This window comes from Plantactinospora sp. B6F1 (assembly GCF_040120695.1).
Classification (GTDB): domain Bacteria; phylum Actinomycetota; class Actinomycetes; order Mycobacteriales; family Micromonosporaceae; genus Plantactinospora.
This window is the reverse complement of sequence record NZ_JBEEAC010000002.1, coordinates 487,708-507,172: the sequence shown is the minus strand read 5'-3', so window position 1 is coordinate 507,172 and position 19,465 is coordinate 487,708. Positions and strand designations below refer to the sequence as shown.

The 19,465-nt window shown below is 73.2% G+C and carries 22 protein-coding genes; 16 read left to right on the top strand and 6 right to left on the bottom strand.

The features are described 5' to 3' along the window. Positions 1-73: 73 nt before the first annotated feature. From ABNF97_RS05495 to ABNF97_RS05450, 10 genes are all read left to right on the top strand, one after another. Positions 74-634 (top strand): hypothetical protein, encoded by a 561-nt coding sequence (locus tag ABNF97_RS05495; protein ID WP_349337826.1) that lies wholly within the window; start codon positions 74-76, stop codon positions 632-634. A 71-nt stretch (positions 635-705) separates the two neighbouring features. Then, the gene (locus ABNF97_RS05490) at positions 706-1,620 is read left to right on the top strand and encodes a hypothetical protein (protein ID WP_349337825.1); all 915 of its coding nucleotides are present in this window, start codon (positions 706-708) and stop codon (positions 1,618-1,620) included. Further along, entirely contained in the window at positions 1,617-2,276 is a 660-nt protein-coding gene (locus tag ABNF97_RS05485; protein WP_130461474.1) for an SAF domain-containing protein, read from the top strand. The genes ABNF97_RS05490 and ABNF97_RS05485 overlap by 4 nt, the downstream gene beginning before the upstream one ends. 2 nt (positions 2,277-2,278) lie before the next feature. Beyond that, positions 2,279-3,082 carry a CpaE/TadZ family protein gene (locus ABNF97_RS05480; protein WP_349337824.1) on the top strand — a complete coding sequence of 268 codons (804 nt, stop codon included), beginning with the start codon at positions 2,279-2,281 and terminating at the stop codon, positions 3,080-3,082. Further along, entirely contained in the window at positions 3,072-4,727 is a 1,656-nt protein-coding gene (locus tag ABNF97_RS05475) for a TadA family conjugal transfer-associated ATPase (protein ID WP_349337823.1), read from the top strand. Before ABNF97_RS05480 ends, ABNF97_RS05475 begins: the two co-directional genes overlap by 11 nt. Before the next feature lie 121 nt (positions 4,728-4,848). Beyond that, positions 4,849-5,751 carry a type II secretion system F family protein gene (locus ABNF97_RS05470; protein ID WP_486484534.1) on the top strand — a complete coding sequence of 301 codons (903 nt, stop codon included), beginning with the start codon at positions 4,849-4,851 and terminating at the stop codon, positions 5,749-5,751. Between the two features lie 61 nt (positions 5,752-5,812). After that, positions 5,813-6,685, top strand: a complete 873-nt coding sequence (locus ABNF97_RS05465) for a type II secretion system F family protein (RefSeq protein ID WP_349337857.1) — start codon at positions 5,813-5,815, stop codon at positions 6,683-6,685. A 36-nt stretch (positions 6,686-6,721) separates the two neighbouring features. Continuing rightward, on the top strand, positions 6,722-6,970 hold the full coding sequence (locus ABNF97_RS05460) for a hypothetical protein (protein ID WP_130461472.1): 249 nt from the start codon (positions 6,722-6,724) through the stop codon (positions 6,968-6,970). Between the two features lie 3 nt (positions 6,971-6,973). Further along, a complete protein-coding gene (locus ABNF97_RS05455) occupies positions 6,974-7,390 on the top strand; it encodes a TadE family protein (protein WP_349337822.1) in 417 nt (138 codons plus the stop codon). Beyond that, the gene (locus tag ABNF97_RS05450; protein ID WP_130461471.1) at positions 7,387-7,935 is read left to right on the top strand and encodes a TadE/TadG family type IV pilus assembly protein; all 549 of its coding nucleotides are present in this window, start codon (positions 7,387-7,389) and stop codon (positions 7,933-7,935) included. Before ABNF97_RS05455 ends, ABNF97_RS05450 begins: the two co-directional genes overlap by 4 nt. A gap of 83 nt (positions 7,936-8,018) precedes the next feature. On the opposite strand, the gene ABNF97_RS05445 is transcribed toward ABNF97_RS05450, so the two are convergent. After that, positions 8,019-8,810 carry a methyltransferase domain-containing protein gene (locus ABNF97_RS05445; protein ID WP_349337821.1) on the bottom strand — a complete coding sequence of 264 codons (792 nt, stop codon included), beginning with the start codon at positions 8,808-8,810 and terminating at the stop codon, positions 8,019-8,021. 51 nt (positions 8,811-8,861) lie between these two features. On the opposite strand from ABNF97_RS05445, the gene ABNF97_RS05440 reads away from it, so the two are divergent. Next, a complete protein-coding gene (locus tag ABNF97_RS05440) occupies positions 8,862-9,314 on the top strand; it encodes a pilus assembly protein TadG-related protein (protein ID WP_349337820.1) in 453 nt (150 codons plus the stop codon). A gap of 15 nt (positions 9,315-9,329) precedes the next feature. Beyond that, entirely contained in the window at positions 9,330-10,529 is a 1,200-nt protein-coding gene (locus ABNF97_RS05435; protein WP_349337819.1) for a LysM peptidoglycan-binding domain-containing protein, read from the top strand. 24 nt (positions 10,530-10,553) lie between these two features. Here the strand turns inward: ABNF97_RS05435 and ABNF97_RS05430 are convergent, their stop codons facing one another. Then, positions 10,554-11,402: a Rieske (2Fe-2S) protein gene (locus ABNF97_RS05430; RefSeq protein ID WP_349337818.1), complete on the bottom strand. Its 849-nt coding sequence runs from the start codon at positions 11,400-11,402 to the stop codon at positions 10,554-10,556. A gap of 107 nt (positions 11,403-11,509) precedes the next feature. On the opposite strand from ABNF97_RS05430, the gene ABNF97_RS05425 reads away from it, so the two are divergent. The 4 genes from ABNF97_RS05425 (at position 11,510) to ABNF97_RS05410 (ending at position 14,333) form a co-directional block, all read left to right on the top strand. Further along, positions 11,510-12,478, top strand: coding sequence for an NAD-dependent epimerase/dehydratase family protein (locus ABNF97_RS05425; RefSeq protein WP_349337817.1), 969 nt, complete (start codon positions 11,510-11,512; stop codon positions 12,476-12,478). Positions 12,479-12,503: 25 nt separating this feature from the next. Then, positions 12,504-12,881, top strand: a complete 378-nt coding sequence (locus ABNF97_RS05420; RefSeq protein ID WP_349337816.1) for a nuclear transport factor 2 family protein — start codon at positions 12,504-12,506, stop codon at positions 12,879-12,881. 75 nt (positions 12,882-12,956) lie between these two features. Beyond that, entirely contained in the window at positions 12,957-13,496 is a 540-nt protein-coding gene (locus tag ABNF97_RS05415) for a DUF402 domain-containing protein (protein ID WP_130461465.1), read from the top strand. Positions 13,497-13,565: 69 nt separating this feature from the next. Further along, complete coding sequence (locus ABNF97_RS05410; protein ID WP_130461464.1) at positions 13,566-14,333, top strand: crotonase/enoyl-CoA hydratase family protein; 768 nt, start codon at positions 13,566-13,568, stop codon at positions 14,331-14,333. A gap of 91 nt (positions 14,334-14,424) precedes the next feature. Here ABNF97_RS05410 and ABNF97_RS05405 read toward each other — a convergent pair whose 3' ends face one another. The 4 genes from ABNF97_RS05405 to ABNF97_RS05390 form a co-directional block, all read right to left on the bottom strand. Beyond that, a complete protein-coding gene (locus ABNF97_RS05405; protein ID WP_130461463.1) occupies positions 14,425-15,009 on the bottom strand; it encodes a pyridoxamine 5'-phosphate oxidase family protein in 585 nt (194 codons plus the stop codon). Between the two features lie 97 nt (positions 15,010-15,106). Further along, positions 15,107-16,741: an alpha-amylase family glycosyl hydrolase gene (locus ABNF97_RS05400; RefSeq protein ID WP_130461462.1), complete on the bottom strand. Its 1,635-nt coding sequence runs from the start codon at positions 16,739-16,741 to the stop codon at positions 15,107-15,109. A gap of 130 nt (positions 16,742-16,871) precedes the next feature. Next, on the bottom strand, positions 16,872-17,873 hold the full coding sequence (locus ABNF97_RS05395) for a substrate-binding domain-containing protein (RefSeq protein ID WP_130461461.1): 1,002 nt from the start codon (positions 17,871-17,873) through the stop codon (positions 16,872-16,874). Positions 17,874-17,925: 52 nt separating this feature from the next. Then, positions 17,926-19,368, bottom strand: a complete 1,443-nt coding sequence (locus tag ABNF97_RS05390; RefSeq protein ID WP_502930445.1) for a dihydrolipoyl dehydrogenase family protein — start codon at positions 19,366-19,368, stop codon at positions 17,926-17,928. Positions 19,369-19,465 lie beyond the last annotated feature (97 nt).

Sequence of the window (19,465 nt, the reverse complement as noted above, 5' to 3'; positions counted from 1 at the left end):
TCGGATCTGCGGGAAGAACCGGTCAACTCCGCCCAGGTGCGGGCGGGCGGCGACGGAGCAGGAGGAGGCACCGTTGCGAACGCGGCAGCCGGCGTACCTCGGTAGCGCCCTGCTCGCGGTGGCGCTGCTCCTCGGCGGCACCGGCTGCGGAAACCGGCCGGGCAGCGCGGCACCGCGCGACACGGGGCCCGGGCCGGCCGCCAGCGCCGACGCCCGGGTCGCCGAGGCGGAGGAATCCGCACTCGCCGCCTATGCCGGCTACCTGGCCGCCGTCCGGAAAGCGGAGCAGGCCGGCGATCCGCTCGACCCGCAACTGCGGAAATATCTCGCCGATCCACTACTGACCCGGGTCCGGCTCACCATTCGGGACGCGAAGGAGCATGGCGCGATGCGAACCGGGAAGCTCGTCTCCAATCCGACGGTCACCGCGATCGATCTTGACTCCGACCCGGCCACCGTCTCGATCCAGGACTGCATCGACGCCACCGGCTACCGGCTGGTCTACAAGAAGGACCGGAAGGTGGTCCCGGGCTCGGCCAGCGGCCGGCACCTCGCCACCGCGACCGCCACCCGCTATCCCGACGGCCGCTGGCTGATCAACATCGGCGCCTCGTACCAGGACCAGCCGTGCTGACCCGGCAGGGGCCGGCCTGGCGAACGTCGGCCGTGCGGGCCTGGCGAGGGCCGGCTGGGGAGGCCGTGGCCGTGTCGAGCCGGCGGGCACTCGCGGCCGGCGCCGTGGCCGTGCTGGCCCTGGCTGCCGCGCTGACGGTGTCCGGTACTCCGGCCGCCGCCGCGCCGGGTGCGGAGTGCCCGCCCGGGCAGGCCAACTGCGACGTCTGGGAGCACCTGCCCGGCGAGCCGGGCGGGGACGACGACGGCGGCGGCTCCGGTGACGGCGGCGGCTCCGGCCGCGGCAACCGGGTGTGCGAAAGGGACGACGGCACCAGGGTGCCCTGCTACGACGACGTGCTGGGCTGGTTCAACAGCGCCGACGACTGCTACTACAAGCGGGCCGAGCCGCAGCCGCCGGACGCCGAGCCGGGCAGGACCGCGTACCTGAGGACGTGCAGCGCGGCGGGAAGTTCCGAGCTGGTCTACCTGACCGACCCGCCGGCTGGTTTCGCGCCGCCGGACCCCGAGCAGATGGCCCTGGACCTCTTCGCCAGGCTGACCCTGGACCCGCCGCGGATCCGTACCGCGCCGAGTGATGCGCCCGGCCTGGTCGGTGTGCCGGTCTGGCTGCACGACGCGTCGAGTTGGGAGACCGAGCGGGAGACCGCGACCGAGGGCGGCGTGACGGTCTGGATCGAGGCGATCCCGACGAAGATCGTCTGGCGGATGGGCAACGGCGAGTCGCTGGAGTGCAGCACGGCGGGCATCCCGTTCAAGGCCGGTGTCCACGACCCGCGCCGGCCACCCCGCCAGGCGTGCGCGTACGCCGGTTATCCGCGGGCGAGCAGCACCAGGCCGGGCGGGCGGTACGAGATCACGGCGGTCAAGCACTGGACCGTGCCCTGGGGCAGCAGCACCGGCGAGGGCGACGAGGACGCGCTCTCCACCGAACGCACCGACACGGCTTCGATCCGAATCGACGAACTCCAGGTGGTGACGAGGTGACCGTGGCGACCAGTCCGAGCACAGGTGCGCCGATCGACGCGCCGATCACCCCGCCCCGGATCGTCCGGCAGCGCCGGATGCGACCCGGGCTGCTCGGCCTCGCCGTACTCCTGATCGCGCTCGGCGGTCTCGGGTCCGCGTTCGCGATCACCTCCGTACGCGCCACCGGCAGCTACCTCGCGGTCGCCCGGGCCGTACCCGTCGGCGCCGCACTCGCCGCCGACGACCTGGTGGCGGTGCAGGTTGCCGGCGGGCAGGGCCTCGAACCGGTCGCCGCCGACCGGCTCGGCGAGGTGGTCGGCAAGCGGGCCACCGTGACGCTGACCCCGGGCACCCTGCTGACCATGGCGCAGCTCACCGACAAGCCGCTGCTCGGCCCCGGCCAGCAGCAGATCTCGATCGGGCTGCGCCCCAGCGAGGTACCCGCGAAACGGCTCCGCCCCGGCGACCGGGTGCTGCTGTTCAGCACCGCCGGTGACGACGCGCGGGGCGCCGCCGCCCCGGCCACCCGGTTCCAGGCCACCGTCATCGACATGGCCGTCCCGGCCAGCAACTCGGTGGTCATCTACCTCGCGCTCGCCGCCAAGGACGTACCGGCGGTGGTGGCGCTGGCCACCAGCGACCGGATCGCGGTCGTACTGAACGCGGCAGCCTGACCGTGGCCATCGTCGCCCTCGTCTCGGCCAAGGGATCGCCCGGGGTCACCACGACCGCGCTCGCCTGCACGCTCAGCTGGCACCACCGGGTGGTGCTGGCCGAGTGCGACCCGTCCGGCGGCTCGGTACTGGCCGGCTACCTCGGCGGGGCGCTGCCCGGACCCCGCGGCATCGGCGAACTGGCCGTCGGCGAGCTGCGGGACGGCAACCTCGAAGAGGCGTTCTGGTCACAGCTCGTCGACCTCGACGCGCCCAGGCGGGAACGGCTGCTGCTGCCCGGCGTGGTCGACCCGGCGCAGGCCGGCAGCGTCGTACCGCTCTGGCAGCGGTTCGCCGACTTCTTCACCGGGCTGGCCAAGGGCCGCCCGGCGTACGACGTGCTGGTCGACTGCGGCCGGCTCCAGGTGGTCGGTCCACCGTGGCCGCTGCTCCGGGCCGCCGACCTCGTACTGGTCGTCACCGCAGCCCGGCTGCCCCACCTGTCCAGCACCCAGGCCACCATCCGGGCGATCGAGCGGGACTTCGCCGAACACCGGGTACCGGCCGACACGCTCCGACTGCTGCTGATCGGCGGGGAGCACGGCCGCGGCGAGGTGGGCAAGGCGCTCCGGCTGCCGGTGATCGCGCAGTTGCCGGACGACCCGCGTACCGCCGAGGTGCTCAGCCACGGCGGGACCGTACGCGCCAGCCGACCGCTGATGCGTGCGGCCAGCGCCCTGGAGGTGCCGGTCCGGGCGGTCCTGGACCGGCGCCGGGCCCGGCTCGGCTGGCCGGCCGCGATCGAGGGGGTGCCTGGTGCGCTTTGAGCCGGTCTACTCGGATCCGCGCCCGCACGACCCCGACGCCGCCACCACCGCCCCGGTCTGGCAGGTTGTCCCGCACAACGGGCACCGGCCGGTACCGCTGCCGAGCGGCGACCCGATCCCCTCGTACAGCGACGGTGCGACCGCGTCGTACCACGGTGCGACGCCCTCGTACAACGGCGCGACGCCCTCGTACAACGGTGCGACGGCGTCGTACGCCCTGGTGCCGCAGCCGGTGACCCCGCCCTCCCCGCCGCCCCGGCCCCGGGTCGACTTCGCGGTGGTCCGGGAACTCCGGCGCGAACTCAGTGAACGGCTGACCCTCTGGCAGCGCGGCCGGGAGTTCAGCACCGCGGAGGAGGACGTCGAGCGGGCCCGGCTCGCCGTGGCGGTCGTCGCCGAGTACGCCGACTCCACCCGCCGGGCCGGTACCCCGATGTCGGCGACCGAGGAGCGGATGCTGCTCGACCAGGTCAACGCGGAACTGGTCGGGTTGGGTCGGTTGCAGACCCTGCTCGTCGACACCTCGATCGAAGAGGTGCACATCCTCGGCTGCGACTCGGTGCGGATCACCCGGCGCGGCGGCGGCGTGGACTGGGCCGAACCGATCGCGGACAGCGACGAGGAGATGGTGGAGATCCTCCAGGCGGCGGCGCGGCGGGCCGGCGCCACCGAACGCTCCCTCTCCACCTCGAAGCCGACCCTGGACCTGCAACTGCCGGACGGCAGCCGGCTCGCCGCCGTCTTCCTGGTCAGCCACCGCCCGTACGCGGTGATCCGGAAGCACAACACCATCGAGGTGACCCTCGACGAGATCTCCGGCGGCCGGGCCGACCTGGACGAGATGATCGACGTGCTGATCCGGGACTTCCTCCGGGCGGCGATGCGGGCCGGGCTGAACATCATGGTCGCCGGCCTGGCCGGAGCGGGCAAGACCACGGTGATCCGGGCACTGATGGACGAGATCCCGGCCGACGAGCCGTACGTGCTGCTGGAGGAGAGCCGCGAACTGCTGCCCGCCCGGCGGGGCCGCAAGCACCGGGCGGTGATGAGCTTCGAGTCCCGGGAGGGGCACGGCGACCGGGGGCCGGACGGACGGCCGGCCGGTGAGGTGACCATCGCCGACCTGATCCCGGTGGCGCTGCGGATGGGAGTACTCCGGATCATCGTCGGGGAGGTCCGGTCCCGGGAGATCGTGCCGATGCTCCAGGCGATGACCACCAGCCGGGGTTCGATGTGCACCATCCACGCCCGTACCCCGGCCGGGGTCAGCGAGCGGATCATCGAGTTGGCACTGTCGCACGGCCGGGAGATGACCGTCGAGCAGGCCCGGCGGATGGCCGGTAACGCGCTCGACCTGATCGTCTACGTAACCATCGAGGACGAGACCGCGATCGGTGGCCGCAAGCACCGGTTCGTCTCGCACGTCGAGGAGGTCGTCGGGGTCGGCGAGGGCAACCGGATCACCACGACCACCGTCTTCGGACCGGGGCCGGACGGCCGGGCTGTCCCCCGCCATCTGCCGGAACGGGTCCGCGACCAGTTGCTCCGGGTCGGGTACGACGCGCGGCTGCTGACCCGCTACATCGAGGCGGGCACCGGTGCGTGGCGGCGGCCCCGGCACACTCGACTGGGGCGGCCGGCATGAGCCCCCTGGACCGTCCCGGCGTAGGTCCCGTCGGCTGTTCCGGCATGGGTTCCCCCGGCTGGCTCGGGCTGGGCCACCTCGGCTGGGTCGGCGTGGGTGCGCGGGGCGCGGGGGTGGCGTCGTGACGCTGCCGTCGAACGTCGAGCTGATCGCCGTACTCTCCGGGATCGCCTGCGCGACCGGGCTGGTGCTGGTGGTCGTCGCGCTGGTGGGTACGAAGCGGCCGGCGGGACCGCGCCGCGACCCGGTGCTGCGCAGGCTCTGGCTCGGCACCGGGACGAGTGCCCGGGAGCGGCGGACGCACCAGACGCTGCTGGTCGGGGCGACCGTGGCCGGGGCGTTGGCGTTCCTGCTCACCGGGCTGCCGGTGGTCGGGCTGCTGGTCGCCGTCGCGGTGCCGGGCGTGCCGTGGCTGCTCGGCACCGGTCGGGCCGAGCGGCGGGCGATCAACCGGATCGAGGCGATCGGGGAGTGGGCCCGCCGGCTGAAGGACGTCTCCGGCACCGGCCAGGGTCTCCAGCAGGCGATCATCGGTACGGTCTCGACCGCACCGGACCAGATCGACGAGGAGGTCCGCCTGCTCGCCGCCAGGCTGGCCGCCGGCTGGCAGGGCCGGGCCGCCCTGCTGGCGTTCGCCGAGGAGATCGGCGATCCGGTCTGCGACCAGGTGGTGGCGGCGCTGATCCTGCACCTGACCGACCGGGGCGAGCGGCTCGGTGACGTGCTCGGGGCGATCGCCTCGGCGGCGGCGGCCGAGGTGGTGACCCGGCGGGAGGTGGAGGCGAAGCGGGCGCAGCCCCGGTTCGCGGTGCGTTTCCTGACCGGGATGACCCTGCTGGTCCTGGCGTACGGGCTGCTGAACCGGGACTACATGGAGCCGTACGGCACGCCGGACGGGCAGTTGGTGATGGTGCTGCTCGGTGCCGCCTTCATCGCCCTGCTGGCCTGGGTACGGGCAATGAGCCTGCCGCCCCGGCCGGCCCGGTTCCTCGCCCCGCCCGACCGGGAGGAGGCGCTCCGGTGAGCGCGAGGAGTGAGCCGGGGTTGCGAGCCCCGCAGTCGCGAACGGGCAGGGGGACAGTGTGATTCTGAACTGGCCCCTGACGTTCGGGGTGGTGGGCGGCGCCGCCGTCGGGCTGGGACTGTTCCTGCTGGTCCGGGAGGCGTTGCCGGCGACTCCGGCGCTCGGTCCGGCGCTGCGTCGGCTGCACCAGCCGGCCGGGCTGAGCCGGCCGGCCCGTCCTTCTTCCCGCCGCGACCTCGACTGGCTGGCCGGAGCGGCCCGCTGGCTGCGTCCACCGCACCGGCAGCTCGCGCTGATCGGGCAGTCGCCGGAGCAGTACACGCTCTCGCTGCTGCTCTCCGGGCTGATCGGGCTGGCCACCCCGGCGGTGTCGACCGCGATCCTCCTCGTCGCCGGGATCCGGCTGCCGTTCGTGGTGCCGACCGTCGGCGCGCTCGGCTTCGCGCTGCTCTGTGTGCTGATGGCGCACCGCAGCGTACTGGTGAAGGCAGAGCGGGCCCGGTGCGAGTTCCGGCAGGCCGTCTGCGCCTACCTGGACCTGGTCGCCCTGCAACTGTCGGCCGCGCACGGTCCGGTGCAGGCGCTGGAGCGGGCGGCCGAGGTCTGTGACGGCTGGGTCTTCGAGCGGATCCGGGAGGCGCTGCGGCTGGCCCAGCTCCAGATGCACTCGCCGTGGGACGAGTTGCGTGAACTGGCCGAGAAGATCGGCATCCCGGAACTCGGCGACGTGGGGGCGATCATGCAGTCCTCCGGCACCGAGGGCGCCCAGGTGCACGACTCGCTGCGGGGCCGGGCGGACTCGCTGCGCGACCAGATCCGGACCGACAACCTGGCCCGGGCCGAGGCGGTGACCAGCCGGCTGGACGTGCCGGGCGCGCTGCTGGTCTTCGTACTCGTCGGCTTCGTCCTCTATCCGTTCGTGGCGCGGATCTGACCGCTGCCCCACCGATGCACCGAAGGGAGACCCGCAATGTCGATCATCAACTACCTGCACATCGCGTTCGTCGTACGGATCGCCGAGCTGCGCCGTACCGGTGAAGGAGACCGGGGTGACAGCCCGGTCCCGACCGCGGTCATCATCTTCGGTCTGGTGGCCGCGGCCCTGGCGGTCACCGTCGCCGTGTCGCGCAGCGTCACCGACTGGATGGACGCGATTCCGGAGCCGGGCGGCGGTGGCGCGGACACCGGCCTCGATCCCGGCGGACTGCCGCAGGACTGATCCGTGCCACGCCCGCGCGCCCGCGTCGACCTGTGGCAGGACCGGGGCGCCAGCCCGGTCGAGCTGGCCGTGCTGATGCCGGCCATCCTGATCCTGCTGCTCGCCTCGATCCAGGCCGCCGCCTGGTTCATCGCCCGGGCCACCGCGCTGAACGCCGCCCAGTCGGCGGTGAGCGCACAACGCGCCTACCAGGCCGAGCCGGGCGTGGGGCAGCAGCGCGCCGAGGACTTCCTGGCGCGGGCCGGCGACTGGCTGGTCGACTGGGAGGTCACGGTCACCGTCCCGGAGCCCGGCGACACGCAGGTGAACGCCACCGTCACCGGCGAACCGCTCCGGGTGATGCCGCTGATCTCGCTGCCGCCGATCCGCGAGACGGCCTTCGGCACCGTGGAGCGGTTCACCGACGAGGACGCGCCGTGACCGGCCCGGGCGCGGGGCGGGGGGCACGCCGCCGGGACCGGGGTTCGGTGTCGGTGGAGACCGCGATCCTCACCCCGGCCTTCCTCGCCCTGGTCGCGCTGGCCGGGGTCGCCGGCCGGACCGCCGTCGCACACGAGGCGATCGAGGCCGCCGCGCACGACGCCGCCCGGGCCGCCTCGATCTCGCGTACGGCGGGTGACGGGCGGGACGCGGCCCGGGCGGCGGTGCGGAGCCGGCTCGACGCGGAAGGGCTCGCCTGCTCCGACGAGCCCGAGCTGGACTTCGCCGGCACGGTCGACGGCCAGCGGGCCGGCTTCGACGAGGTGTACGCCACCGGCCTCGGCACCGACGCCTCGGTGGTCGTCAGGGTCAGCTGCGACGTCTCGGTCCGGGACCTGCGGATGCCGCTGCTGTCGGGGGTACGGACCTACAGCACCGTCGAGGCGACGTTCGCGTCCCCGCTGGACCGCTACCGTGGCAGAGCTCTCGGGTTCGGGATTACTGAAGCTACTCCGATCACCAACCCGAGAGTGGGTGATCTCTGATGTGCGTCTGGGTGTGCTTCAGTCCCGGAACAGGCGATGGTGCAGACGTAAGCCAGGCTGGCTGGAACGGCGAATCCCGCCGTCTAGCCGCTTGTGGTGGGAACGCGGCCGATAGCGGTGAAGAATGTGAACGCAGCCAGGAACGGACCGTTGGTCAAGCTGGTGAGCCAGGTCCGGGCGGCGTTCTCGTCGAGGCCGCCGGACTGCCACGCGCGCTGGGCGACGGCGGGCATCCGCAGGATGGCGTCCGCAGCTTGATAATCGTGGAACATCGCGACGGTGGCCTCAATGGCGGTGACTTCGAACCCGACATCGTTGAGGAGCCGGCCGAGTTGCCGCCCAATGGCGGCGTTGCGAACCACCTTGCTGGTGACGTAGCGGGTGTAGGCCCGGCTCGTTGCGGTGTCGGTAGCGTCGATGGCGAGGGTGTCCCAGTCCGGTTCTGCCAGCGCGATCAGGCCGCCGGGACGTACGACTCGTCGCAGCTCGGCCACTGCCTGGCGGGGGTCGGCGAGGTGTTGCAGCACCCGATCGGTGCGTGCACGGTCGATGCTGGCGTCGTCGAGTGGCAGAGCGTGGGCATCGCCGGCTCGAACCGTGATGTGTGGGTGCGCTGCGGTTCGTTGCTGGGCTTGCGCCAGCATCGCTGGGTGGTGGTCGATACCGATGACGGCTCCCCTCTCTCCGACCGCCTTGGCCAGCGTGGGAAGGTCTGTTCCAGGTCCGCACCCGACATCGAGCACCACGTGGCCTGGGCGCAGGTCCAGCGCCGTGAGGAGTTGCTGCTTGTATCGGCGTCCAGGATCGCTGGCGGCGGCTTGGTCGAGGTAGGCGATCTGGTCGGCGGCGTGCAGGGTGCTGCTGGGCGGGGGCATGGCAGCAGGAAACCACAGTCGCCACCCGACGTGGGGGTGATGCTGTGGTGGTTGCGTGAAGATCACCCCGGTGCCGACCGGGTCGGCCCGGACGCGGGGCGGGTCAGCCTCTTCCTCGCGGTCGCGCTGATCGGCGTACTCGCGATCATCGGGCTGGCGTACGACGGTGCCGGTCAGCTCCGCACGATGCAGCGCGCCGACAACCTGGCGGCCGAGGCGGCCCGGGCCGGCGGGCAGGCGATCGACCTGGGGCAACTGCTTCTGGACGGCAGCACGCTGCTGGACCAGACCGCCGCCCGTACCGCCGTCGGCAACTACCTGGCGAGCGTGGACGGCGTCGAGCGCTGGGACGTCGACTTCGCCGTCGCTGGCGACAACTCGACGCTGACGGTCAACCTCGAACTCGACTACGACACCGTCTTCCTCGACCTGTTCGGTTTCGCCGACAACATCACGGTGCCCGGTACGGCCACCGCGACACTCCTCACCACGACGAACCGCTGAATAGGGGGCATAGCCATGCCTGCATCCCGGGCCACCCGCCGGGCCGGCCAGTTCTGCACCGGGCTCGGGGCGCTGGCCGTCCTGATCGGACTGCTCGTCGGCGCGCCCCTGGCGCTGCTGGCCCTGGCCGGCAATCCGCTGCCGGACCACGTACCGGGGCTGGACGAGATCGGCACCGCGCTGACCAGCCGGGACGACGGTCAACTTTTCCTCCGGACACTCGCGGTGGTCGGTTGGGCCGGCTGGGCCGCCTTCGCCATCTCGGTACTGGTCGAGGTACCGGCCCGGATCCTGCGCCGGCCGGCGATCCGGCTGCCCGGACTCGGCCGCCAGCAACGCTGGGCCGCCACCCTGGTCGGCTCGGTGGCGCTGGTCCTGGCGGTCAGCCCGGCCGCCACCGCCGCCGCGACGGTGCTGGGGTCCACCGCGGCGGTGGCGGCCCAGCCGGGCATGGTGGCAGGTCAGCCGGGCATGGCAGCGGCCAAGCCGGGTGTGGCGGGAGAGCCCCCCGCCGTGGGGCAGCCGGGGACGGCCGGCATCGGGCAGGCGGTGAACGGTGGGCGGCCGGTCAGTGGGGACGGCGGACCGGCGTCCGGGCCGGCGCCGCACTGGCTGGCCGGCGAGCCGGCCTCCGGGCCCGCGCCGCACTGGCTGGCCGGCGAGCCGGAGAAGCAGCCGGAGCCGGTGTACCGGGTGGAGCGCGGCGACTACCTGGGCCACATCGCCGGCCGCTACCTCGGCGACTTCGACCGCTATCCGGAACTGGCCCGGCTCAACGAGATCCGCGACCCGGACCGGATCCGGCCGGGCCAACTACTGCACCTGCCCCCGTCCGCCGAGGACCGGGGTGCCCGCCCGCATGCCACCGGGCTGGTCGCGATCCCGCCGCCGCCCGGCGGTTGGCAGCCGACCGTACCCGTCGATCCAACGTCGGAGTCCGGACAGCCGGACGTGCCGCAACCACCGGTCGGTCCGCAAGCACCGGCAGACCCGCCGTCGGCGCAGCCGTCCGGTGGTGATGGCGGCGGCACCGCCTACCGGGTCACCGCCTCGCGGGCCGGCGCGGCGGAGGAACTGAACCGGCCGCTCGCGGTCTCGGCGGTGATCGCGGTGGCCAGCATCGTCGGCGCGCAGGTGGGTGCGGTCTTCGGGCTGCGGAACCGCTCGGGCCGCCGGCCCAGCTTCGGCAACGGCCGGCACCGGTTACGTGGCTGAGCGAGCCGGGACGGGCACCGATCCTCAGGGCAGGCGGGTCTGTAGGACGCCGCCGACCACCCGGGTGGGCAGGATCTGCTGGTCGGTGCTGGCCGGGCCGTGCACCACCTCGCCGCCGTCCAGCTCGAACATGCTGCCGTGCCAGGGACACTTCACGCAGGTGCGCCCGTTCTCCCGGACGACCTCGCCGGCACCGAGCGGGCCGCTCTGGTGGGCGCACCGCTCCAGCATCACCGTGACGTCGTCGCCGTCCCGGTAGACGATGACCGCGACGTCGTCGATCCGGCGGGTCAGCAGCTCCTTCTGCGGCAGCGCGGACATGTCGGCCAGCGCGTGCCAGCCGTCCTCGATCCGGCGCAGGTCCGGCACCCCCTGGTTGACGTTGGCCGCCTGCTTGTAGGCGAGGTGCCCACCGATGAACCCGCCGCTGCCTGCGGCGGCCAGGCCCAGGTAGCCGAGGGCACGGCCGAGACCGTGCCGTCCGGAGAGTCGGGCGCCCAGCGAGCCGGCGTACATCGCGATGGCCACGCCGTTGGCGAGCGCGTGCACCAGACCCACCCGCTGCTGCTCCCGGGAGAGCGCCCCCCAGTCGTTCCAGCCCGAGATCGCGGTCGGCACCGCGACGGCCGTACCGACCGCCACCAGGGTGGTGGCGGACCGCCGCTGGTCGGGCATCAGGTCCAGGACGGCCGTACTGATCCAGGCGCCGAGCGGCACCTGGACCAGCGCCGGGTGCAACGGGTGCCCGATCGGCACCCCGTGCAGGAGGTCGCGCAGCCACTGCGGGCGGATCGCCGCAGCGACCACCCGCTGCATGCGTTCCGCCGTCCGGTCCAGGCCGGTCGCCTGCTCAAGTTTCAGGATCGCTCGCACCGACCCGGACTACCCGGCGCGGCGGCGGACAAACCTCGCGTCCCCGTGGATCGGCCCGATACCACCCGGACGGGTTACCCCGACCCGCTCCGGGTAGACCGCCCGACATGCGGGTCGCGATCACCGGAGCCACCGGGAACGTCGGTACGGCGTTGCTGCGTCGGCTGGCCCGCGAGCCGGACGTCGAGGTGGTCGGCATCGCCCGGCGCTGCCCGCCGGCGGAGGCCGGGGCGCCGTACGACCGCGTGCGGTGGCACGCCGCCGACCTCGGGGACCCGGGCTGCCTGCACTCCCTGGCCGAACGCCTGGCCGGGGTGGATGCGGTGGTGCACCTGGCCTGGCAGGTCCAGCCCAGTGACCAGCGGGGACGGCTGCGCCAGACCAATGTCAACGGCAGCCGACACGTCGTCAACGCGATGCTGGCGGCCGGGGTGCCGAAACTGGTGTACGCCTCCTCGATCGGGACGTACGCGCCCGGGCCGAAGGACCGGCGGGTCGACGAGAACTGGCCGGTCACCGGCGTCGGGCGCTCCGGCTACAGCGTCGACAAGGCGGCCGTGGAGGCGATGCTCGTCGACGCCGAACGCGACTATCCGGTACTCCGGGTCACCCGGCTGCGCACCGCGCTGGTACTCCAGCACAACGCCGGGGCCGAGGTCACCCGGTACGTTCTCGGCCGGTTCGCGCCGGTCGCGCTGCTCCGTCCGGGCCGGCTGGCGGTGGTACCGAGGCACCGCCGGCTACGGGTCCAGGTAGTGCACGCCGACGACGCCGCCGAGGCGTACCTGCGGGCGCTGCGCAGTGACCGGACCGGCGCGTTCAACATCGCCGCCGAGCCGGTGCTGGACGGACCGCTGGTCGCGGCGGTACTGGGCGGCTGGGCGGCCCCACTGCCGCTGGCCCTACTCCGGCTGCTGGCCCGGGCCGCCTGGTGGACCCGGATGGCGCCGGTGGACGAGGGCTGGCTGGAGCTGGGTGCGGCGGTCCCGCTGCTGGACTGCTCCCGGGCGGAGCGTGAGCTGGGCTGGCGACCTCGGCGGGACGCCCGGGACACGCTGCGGGAGCTGCTCGGGTGAATGGCCGGGTCAGCGGTGGTTTCAGGTGGCACAGTGGGACACCATGGACCGGACCCGGGTGCAGGACTGGATCGTCGACTACGAGCGTGCCTGGCGTACCCCGGGCACCGAACCACTCGCCGCGATCTTCACCTCCGACGCGAGCTATCTGCAGGGGCCGTACCGGGAGCCGGTGGTCGGGCTGCGGAACATCGCCGAGATGTGGGAGGCCGAGCGGGAGGGCCCGGCCGAGGAGTTCGAGATGACCAGCGAGATCGTCGCGGTCGACGGTGCCGTCGGGGTGGCCCGGATCGAGGTCCGGTACGGCAGGGGCGAGGAGTTCCGGGACCTCTGGATCATGACCTTCGCCGGGGACGGCCGGTGCGCGGCGTTCGAGGAGTGGCCCGTCTCGCCACCCTCCTGACCGGCCCCGGAGCCACCATCCAGGGGTCCGGTACCGTCGGCCGCGACGACACCAGCGGCGGGGGGGTAGCACGGCATGACGGTCCGGGACGGCGACACCGGCGGCGGAGGCTCGACCGGGGACGAGATCCTCGCGGTCGGCCAGCCGGTGACGATCCACCTGGTCAAGGCCCCACGGCCCGACCTGCGCTATCCCGCGTCGGTGCTCTTCGACGACGGCGTCCACCTCGCGGTCCGGGCGCCCTGGGCCGGCGACCTGGTCCGGGACATGGGCTTCGTCCGGTTCGAGCCGGGTGACGTCTGGACCGAGCACTACTGGCGCGACCGGTGGTACTCGGTCAAGGAGGTCCGCGACGCCGCCGACACGCGCAAGGGCTGGTACTGCGACGTGACCCGGCCGGCGACCGTGCGGGACGGCGTGATCGTGGTGTCGGACCTGGACCTCGACCTGTGGGCGTCCGCCGACCTGAGCCAGGTGCTCCGGCTCGACGAGGACGAGTTCCTCGCCAGCGGACTGCCCGAGCGGGATCCGGCCACGGCGGCCCGGGCCCGGCAGGCCCTCGACGAGCTGGCCGAACTGGCTGTCGGCGGCTTCGACGCGCTCACCGGGCGGTAACCGGCCGGGCGGCCCGGATCGACGACCTAGGGGGTGTGGATTCGGGGGCCGGGGCGGCATCCTTGTCCGGTGGGCGTACGAGTCGAGGAGAACGGTCCGGTTCGGACGGTGGTGCTGTCCCGGCCGCAGACCAGGAACGCGGTGGACGGTCCGACCGCGCGGGAGCTGGCCGCAGCGTTCCGGAGTTTCGACGCCGACGAGCGGGCCTCGGTGGCGGTGCTCTGGGGTGAGGGCGGCACGTTCTGCTCCGGCGCCGACCTGAAGGCGATCACCACCTCCAGCGGCAACCGGGTCGAGCCGGAGGGCGACGGCCCGATGGGGCCGACCCGGATGCGCCTGGGCAAGCCGGTCATCGCCGCCGTCTCCGGGTACGCCGTCGCGGGCGGGCTGGAGCTGGCGCTCTGGTGCGACCTGCGGGTCGCCGAGTCCGACGCGGTCTTCGGGGTGTTCAGCCGCCGCTGGGGCGTACCGCTGATCGACGGCGGGACGGTGCGGCTGGCCCGGCTGATCGGGCAGAGCCGGGCGATGGATCTGATCCTGACCGGCCGGCCCGTGCCGGCTCCGGAGGCGTACCAGATGGGTCTGGTCAACCGGCTCGTCGAGCCGGGCGAGGCGCGGGCCGCCGCCGAGGCGCTGGCGGTCGAGATCGCCGGTTTCCCACAGACCTGCCTACGCAACGACCGACTCTCCACGCTGGCCGCCGCCGGCCGGCCGGAGGAGGAGGCGATGCGCACCGAGCTGGCGTACGGGATGAACTCGCTCGCCACCGACGCCACCGACGGGGTGGCCCGGTTCACCTCGGGTGAGGGCCGGCACGGGTCGTTCGGCCGGGCGTGAGCCCGGACGACGGGCGCGCACCGGCGCTACCGCCCGGACCCACCGGCGCTACGGCCTGGGCGGGCTCCGGCGCTCCGGCAGCCGGCGCGGGTCAGGCCGGCAGCGGCGGCAGCGGGAGCGGCAGCGCGGGCAGGCCGTCGAGGCTGCTGCCGACGTGCTCCTTCCGCTCGCAGTACGCGGCGAACTCGTCGTCGGTCTTCCGGCCGAAGTAGTCGGCGTGCAGCGTCCGCTCCGCCCGGTAGTCCATGAACGGGACCGCATAGCCGCAGGTGTCGCTGATCCGGCGCGCCTCGACCAGCACGATCGCCCGCAGTCCGGCCGCGTCGGCCTGTCCCGGGAAGTGGCGGACCAGCTCCGTCCACCGGGGATCGTCCCGGAACACCGCCTCGCCCCGGCCGTGCACCCGGACGACGTTCGGCGGGCCGTCGAAGGCGCACCACATCAGGGTTATCCGCCCGTTCTCCCGCAGGTGCGCGATGGTCTCCGCCCCGCTGCCGCCGAAGTCCAGGTATGCCACGGTCTGCTCGTCGAGCACCGCGAGCGTCCCGGCGCGGCCCTTGGGCGAGAGGTTGACGTGCCCGTCGGCGGCGAGCGGCGCGGTCGCCACGAAGAAGACCTTCTGCTCCTCGATGAAGCTCCGGAGCCTGCCGTCGATCCGGTCGTACGTCTTCCCCATCCGACATCCCCCTCGTCAGCTCGGGAACACCCTAGTAGCGGCGCGCAACCTACCGGTGGTGGTGGCGCGGTGGCGGGCACGACCGGCCGGCGCGCCGTCAACTCGGCTCGGCGGTACGCAGCCAGACGGCGGTGTCGGAGGGCAGCAGGTCCCCGTCCACCGGGCGGCTGGCCAGCAGGCGGCTCTGGTGCGGCGGAAGCGGTACGGCAGCCGGGGAGAGGTTCACCACGCAGGCGAACCCCGGATCGCGGGCGAAGGCCAGTACGCCGTCCGGCGCCGACAGCCAGCGCAGCGTGCCGTCGCCGAGCGCGGGCAGGCGGCGGCGAATTTGGATCGCCGCGCGGTACAGCTCCAGCATCGAGTGCGGGTCGTCGGTCTGGGCCTGCACGGTCTGGTCCTTCCAGGCGGCAGGCTGCGGCAGCCAGGGCGGGGTCGAGGCGCCCTCCGGGCTGAACCCGAACGGCGCCGTGTCACCGGACCACGGCAGTGGCACCCGGCAGCCGTCCCGACCCGGGTCGACGAATCCGGAGCGCGGATACATCGGGTCCTGACGCAGCGCGGGTGGGATGTCCTCGACCTCCCAGAGCCCCAGCTCCTCGCCCTGGTAGACGTAGGCGGCACCGGGCAGGGAGAGCGAGAGCAGCGCGGCGGCCCGGGCCCGCACCGTACCCAGTTCCAGATCGGTGTACGTCCCCTCGCGCTTGCTCGCGAAGCTGAACGTGGTGTCGGCCCGGCCGTACCGGGTGACCACCCGGGTCACGTCGTGGTTGGAGAGCACCCAGGTGGCCGGGGCACCGATCGGGGCGTGCTCGGCGAGCGTGCCGTCGATGCTCTCCCGCAGCTTCGCCGCGTCCCAGGCGCAGCTGAGGAAGTCGAAGTTGAACGCGGTGTGCAGCTCGTCCGGGCGCAGGTAGTTGGTGAACCGCTGCCGGTCCGGCAGCCACACCTCGCCGATCAGTGCGCGCGGCTCGGGGTAGCTGTCGGCGATCCGCCGCCAGCTCCGGTAGATGTCGTGCACTCCGTCCAGGTCGTGGAACGGATGCGGTGAGCCCGCCACCACCTCGGGCAGGGTGGCGTCCTTGAGCAGCAGCGCCGCCGAGTCGATCCGGATGCCGTCCACGCCACGGTCGAACCAGAACCGCAGGATCTCCTCGAACTCGGCGCGTACCCGCGGGTGGTCCCAGTTGAGGTCGGGCTGCTCGGCGGCGAACAGGTGCAGGTACCAGTCGCCCGGGGTGCCGTCCGGATTGGTGGTCCGGGTCCAGGTCTGGCCACCGAACTCGCCGACCCAGTCGGTCGGCGGCCGGTCGCCGTCCGGGCCGCGACCGGGGCGGAACCAGAACAGCTCCCGTTCCGGCGCTCCCGGGCCGCCGGCCAGCGCGGCCTGGAACCAGGGGTGCCGGTCCGAGCAGTGGTTCGGCACCAGGTCCGCGATGATCCGCAGGCCCTGACCGTGTGCCTCGGCGATCAACTCCTCCACCTCGCCGAGTGTCCCGAAGACCGGATCGACGGCCCGGAAGTCGGAGACGTCGTAGCCGGCGTCGGCCATCGGCGACGGATACCAGGGGCCGAACCAGATGGCGTCGACGCCCAACCCGGACAGGTAGCCCAGCCGTTTCCGGATGCCGGCGATGTCGCCGATGCCGTCACCGTTGTCGTCGGCGAAGCTGCGCGGGTAGACCTGGTAGATCACCGCGTCTCGCCACCACCGGCGGCGCTTCGATGTGGACACGAGTACCTGCTCCCTGCTCGGTGGCGGCGAGGCGTGCCGTCTTTCGTACCGACGATGATACAAACTCGATTCCCGCACCGCAATAACGCGACAGAACCCTGAAAGACGGCGACTGAAGTCCAGCTGCCGGTCAGTGCCGGGGAGCGGGCGCGGTCGATCCGCGTACCACCAGCTCGGGTTCGAAGAGCAGCTCGTCGGTGAGTACCCCGACCCCCTCGATCTGGTTCACCAGCAGGTCCACCGCGGCCTGCCCCATCGTCTCGATCGGCTGCCGGACCGTGGTCAGCGGCGGGTCGGTGCAGGTCATCAGAGCCGAGTCGTCGAAGCCGACCACCGAGATGTCGGCCGGGACCGACCGCCCCAGCCGGCGGGCGGCCCGGATGGTGCCGAGCGCCATCACGTCGCTGGCACAGATGATCCCGGTCACGCCCCGCTCGATCAGCTTGCTCGCCGCGACCCGGGCGCCCTCCATGGAGAAGCTGGACCGCTCCAGGCACTCCTCGCCGTCGGCCCAGCCGGCGACGTTCGCCATCGCCGCGAGCTTCCGGCGGGACGGCACGTGGTCGGCGGGCCCCAGGACCAGGCCGATCCGCTCGTGACCGAGCGACCGCAGGTGCCCGTACGCCTGCTCGACCGCCACCGCGTCGTCGGTCGACACACACGGAAAGCCCAACTCGTCGACACCGGCGTTGACCAGCACCACCGGCAGGCCCCGGTCGGTGAGCCGCCGGTAGTGGTCGTGTGGGGCGTCGGCCAGGGCGTACGAGCCACCGGCGAAGATCACCCCGGAGACCTGGTGGTCCAGCAGCATCTCCACGTAGTCCATCTCGGAGATCCCGCCGATGGTCCGGGCGCAGAGCGCCGGGGTCAGTCCGCGCTGGGCGAGCGATCCGGTGACCACCTCGGCCAGGGCCGGGAAGATCGGGTTCTGCAACTCCGGCAGAACGAGCCCGACCAGCCGGGCCCGTTCGCCGCGCAGCTTGCTGGGACGCTCGTAACCGAGCACGTCCAGCGCGGTGAGCACGGCGACCCGGGTGCTCTCGGAGACGCCTTCCCGTCCGTTGAGCACCCGGCTCACCGTGGCCTCGCTGACCCCGGCCTTTCGGGCCACCTCGGTGAGTCTTCTGGTCACGGCCGCGATGGTACGACAGGCGCTTGCAAAAACCGAACCGCAGTTCGTCGCGCTACGGCAGCAACTCGCGCACCGCTGTCTCGATCGCCCGGTGGAAGGTCGGGTAGGCGTAGATCATTCCAGCCAGGGTGCTCACCGGGACCTCGGCGTGCACCGCCACCGCCAGAGCGCTCAGCACCTCGCCACCGGCGGGACCGACCGAGGTCGCCCCGACCAGTACGCCCCGGTCGGCGTCGGCGACCAGCTTGAGGAAGCCCTCGTCGCCCACCTGGTGGATCCAGCCCCGACTCGACTCGGAGAGTGGGGTGAAGCCGATCCGGACGTTGCACCCCTGCTCCCGGGCCTGCTGCTCGGTCAGCCCGACCGCACCCACCTCCGGATCGGTGAAGGTCACCCGGGGCAGCGCCCGGTAGTCCGCCCGGCACCCGTCGCCGGCCGTGCCGTCGACCGCGCCGGCCCGGCGCAGGATGTCGTCGATCGCGATCCCGGCCTGGTACATCGCCACGTGGGTGAAGGCGCCGTGCCCGGTCAGGTCGCCGACCGCCCAGATCCCGTCGCCGGCCCGCATCCGGTCGTCCGTGGTCACGAACCGCTGCGTCGGGTCCAGCCCGACCGTCTCCAGGCCGAGCGTGTCGAGTACGGCCCGCCGGCCGGTGGCCACCAGCAGCCGTTCGCCCCGGAGCCGGTCCCCGTCGGCCAGGTGCACGGTGAAGCCGCTGTCGTCGTGCCCGACCCGCTCCGCCCGGGCCCCGGTGTGCACCGCCACCCCGTCGGCGCGCAGCGCCGCGGCGACCCGCTCGGACGACTCCGGTTCCTCCCGCGCGAGCACCCGCTCGCCGGCCTCCACCATGGCGACCCGGACACCGAACCGGGCGAGGACCTGGGCGACCTCGGCGCCGATCGCCCCACCGCCGAGGATCACCACCGACCCGGGCAGCTCGGCCAGCTCCATCGCCTCCCGGTTGGTCCAGTACGGCGTGCCGGCCAGCCCCGGCACCGGCGGGACGGCCGGGGTGGTGCCGGTACCCAGCACGACGCCGACCCGGGCCCGGAACGTCCGGTCGCCGACCCGGACCAGGCCGGGGCCGACCAGCCGGCCGGAGCCCCGGACGAACCGGCCGCCCGCCGAGGTGAACCGCTCGACCGCGGCGTCGTCGGTCCAGCCGGCGGTTGCCTCCTCGCGGATCCGCTTGGCCACGACGCTCCAGTCCGGCTCGACCCGGGCCCGCCCGGCCAGGTGGTCGACCCGGCGTGCCTCGGCGAGCGCGTTGGCGGCCCGAATCATGATCTTGCTCGGCACGCACCCCCAGTACGGGCACTCACCGCCGACGAGATCGCGCTCGATGCCGACGACCGAGAGGCCGGCGGCGGCGAGCCGGTTCGCCGTCTCCGCACCGCCCACGCCCAGCCCGACCACCACCACGTCGACGTCCGCCGGCCCCCCACTGGACGCGATCACACCGGTCTCCATCTGGGTCCGCTCCTGTTCAGCCATACCGCCACCTTTCCCGATCCGCCGGCCCTTCGCCTCGTCGGGCCGCGCCGGCAACCAGCGACACCCGCCTCTTGTCAACGTCTGCCGTAATCAAGTC

Coding starts and splice junctions, on each gene's coding strand:
- ABNF97_RS05415 (WP_130461465.1), top strand. CDS start 12,957: ATGACGGTCCGGGACGGCGACACCGGCGGCGGAGGCTCGACCGGGGAC.
- ABNF97_RS05445 (WP_349337821.1), bottom strand. CDS start 8,810: ATGCCCCCGCCCAGCAGCACCCTGCACGCCGCCGACCAGATCGCCTAC.
- ABNF97_RS05460 (WP_130461472.1), top strand. CDS start 6,722: ATGTCGATCATCAACTACCTGCACATCGCGTTCGTCGTACGGATCGCC.
- ABNF97_RS05435 (WP_349337819.1), top strand. CDS start 9,330: ATGCCTGCATCCCGGGCCACCCGCCGGGCCGGCCAGTTCTGCACCGGG.
- ABNF97_RS05405 (WP_130461463.1), bottom strand. CDS start 15,009: ATGGGGAAGACGTACGACCGGATCGACGGCAGGCTCCGGAGCTTCATC.
- ABNF97_RS05390 (WP_502930445.1), bottom strand. CDS start 19,368: ATGGCTGAACAGGAGCGGACCCAGATGGAGACCGGTGTGATCGCGTCC.
- ABNF97_RS05425 (WP_349337817.1), top strand. CDS start 11,510: ATGCGGGTCGCGATCACCGGAGCCACCGGGAACGTCGGTACGGCGTTG.